This is a genomic window from Thermogutta sp. (assembly GCF_014359955.1).
GTDB lineage: Bacteria > Planctomycetota > Planctomycetia > Pirellulales > Thermoguttaceae > Thermogutta.
Map to the genome: position 1 here is coordinate 1 of NZ_JACIYL010000852.1, position 1,805 is coordinate 1,805.

General features: G+C 59.0%; 2 protein-coding genes and 1 pseudogene. 1 reads left to right on the plus strand and 2 read right to left on the minus strand.

Going from position 1 to position 1,805, the window contains the following annotated elements:
- Window positions 1-306, minus strand: a pseudogene (locus tag H5U08_RS17555) (sugar phosphate isomerase/epimerase); the annotation flags it as partial.
- Window positions 307-369: 63 nt separating this feature from the next.
- Between H5U08_RS17555 and H5U08_RS17560 the strand changes: the two are divergent.
- On the plus strand, window positions 370-642 hold the full coding sequence (locus tag H5U08_RS17560) for a hypothetical protein (protein ID WP_297036078.1): 273 nt from the start codon (window positions 370-372) through the stop codon (window positions 640-642).
- 80 nt (window positions 643-722) lie between these two features.
- On the opposite strand, the gene H5U08_RS17565 is transcribed toward H5U08_RS17560, so the two are convergent.
- Window positions 723-1,805: PQQ-binding-like beta-propeller repeat protein (locus tag H5U08_RS17565; protein ID WP_297036080.1), on the minus strand; the 1,083-nt coding region annotated here is incomplete at its 5' end.

The following is a 1,805-nucleotide window of genomic DNA, read 5'->3' on the forward strand; positions in this document are numbered from 1 at the left end:
CGCCGCAAAGCGAATGGCCTGCTTGAGATACTCCACACTGATTTCGGGCTTGATGAGCGGACAGTGGGCGGACAAACCCGACAGCTTCACCCCCGCTTTGGCGCAGGCATCCTTGATGCGGTAGGGATCGTCGAGCATCGAAACGCTGTGGAAATAGCCCGCCTCGGAAAGGAGTTCCCGGCCCCAGTGGACCATCGGTTCCACGTATTCGTAGCCCAACTCCGCCGCCTTGGCGACCCCCCACTCAAACGACTTGTCCGCGTGGCGAACAAATTCCAGATTGACACCGAAAAACACCTGGCCCATGGTGAGCTCCTTTGTCACTTGAATGCCGTTTCTTGCTCAGCGATTTCTCCGGAACGGCTGACAATGGCCAACATTCAGATTGCCCCGGCACTGGCCACTATTGAACCGTGTTTTGATAGCACAGGCAAGGGCTACGAGGGAGAGAGTCGGAGGGGCACACTTGTCGTGCCCGGTGTCCCCTCGCCACGGGGTGTCACCATCGTGGTAGGGGCAATTCATGAATTGCCCCTACCGAATGCGACGTTCAATTCATGGGCACGAATCGCCCGTACCGGTGAACCCGTTTTGTATTCGATGAAATGGAACGGATCATCCATCCCGGATAAACGGACCTGACAAGCAGGTCCCTCCAAGGGGCGGACCTGACAGGCACGTTTCTCGGAAAAACCGGCAAGGCACGCTTGAACCCGCGCCTTTCACGGCTGTTTGCGAACATCGTAGGCAAACAGGATATTGCCGTGGCGGAGATAGAGTCGTCCCCCACACACCACAGGATGGGCCCAGGATTCCGCCCGCTCGTCTGATGGCAAACGAAACTGGCTGACCAACTCATACTTTTCCGGCGTGGCTTTCACCAGCCCGACTACTCTCCGCTCGCTGTAGGTGTAGAGCATACCATCGGCATAGGTGAGCGATCCTTTACCGATGCCCCGATCCATGTAGCGTGTTTCCCCCGTTTTCCAATCGAGACAGCACCACCGTCCGTTGTAGCTTGATCCATACAGAAAGCCTTCGACGAGGATCACACCGCCGTGGTGGTTGTCCAGGTCCTTATTGACCCAGACCTGTTCCGCCGTGATATTCTCGCCGTCTCGTTTGAGACGGACCAACTCCGACCCGCTGCCGTAGCCGGTGCTGACGAAGACTTCCCCGTTCGCATAAAGGGGCATGAACGCGTTCACGTCGTAGGCCGTCTCGTGCGGATGGCGGAAGAGCAGGCGGCCCGTCTCGGCATGGACGCCGACGAGGGCCTTGGCCGTCATCGTAAGCAGGATGGGAATCCCCTCGAAATCGGCCCACTGAATGCTGGCGTAAGCGGTCGTGTCGCCATTGGCCGACGCGGATTGCCAAACCGTTTCGCCGGTCATTTTGTCCAGGCAAACGATGCACGTTTCTGGACCGCCCGGGGTGCAGTAGAGGTACTTTCCACGGATGAGGACCGACTCGGCCAGTCCCCATTGAGGCAGCGGCGCATGAAAGCGTTCCATGATGTTGGTACGCCAAACGACGGAGCCGTCCTCCACGCGAAAACAGGTCAGATCGCCTGACGCCCCGAGATGGTACACTCGATCGCCGTCAACGGTCGGTGTCCCCCGTGCGCCCGGATAATTCTTCGTCCATGCCGGGCCGTTCGGCTTCTGCCAGAGGATCCGGCCATCCATGTCCAGGGCCGTGACGACGGCGTCCTTATCGATATTTCCCGCGGTGAAAATTCGACCATCAGCAATGGTGACCCCGGCATACCCCTGGCCGATGCCCTCGGTTTTCCAGGCGAGGGG